Source organism: Streptomyces niveiscabiei, assembly GCF_001419795.1.
GTDB classification, from domain to species: Bacteria; Actinomycetota; Actinomycetes; order Streptomycetales; family Streptomycetaceae; genus Streptomyces; species Streptomyces niveiscabiei.
In genome coordinates, this window is record NZ_LIRL01000648.1 from 10,595 (window position 1) to 11,061 (window position 467).

Annotated in this window: 1 protein-coding gene; it reads right to left on the bottom strand. The window is 72.6% G+C overall.

The annotated features are described in order from the left end of the window. The coding region (locus tag AOK24_RS29240; protein ID WP_240554184.1) for a helical backbone metal receptor at nt 1–467 on the bottom strand (467 nt) is incomplete at both ends.

A 467-nucleotide genomic window follows, 5' to 3' on the forward strand; every position in this document is an offset into this window, starting at 1 on the left:
GCACCGCCGCGTCCGGGAACATCTCCGGACCGTCCGCTTCCGAGAACGCGTACGGCTCGTCCGGCAGCAGCACCACGTCCGCGCGGATCTCCTCCACGTCCACCCGCGGATACCGGCCCCGCGCGTCCGAATCGAACACATTGGCGAACCCGGCGCGGCGCAGCAGATCCCCCGTGAAGGTCGGCCCCCCGACGACCATCCACGGATCACGCCAGACCGGCACGGCGACACTCGCCGTGACCGGCGGCACCTCCCCCGTCCACAGCTCCCGCGCCTCCCCCAGCCACCCCGGCTCCCCGGTCCGCAGCACCTGCGTGAACAGCCGCTCCAGCGACCCGATCGCCTGCGGCACCGTCTCCACGACGGTCACCCACACCGGCACGCCGGCCTCCCGCAGCCGCCGCACGTCCAGCTCGCGGTTCTCCTCCTTGTTCGCGATCACCAGATCCGGTGCGAGCGCGGTGATC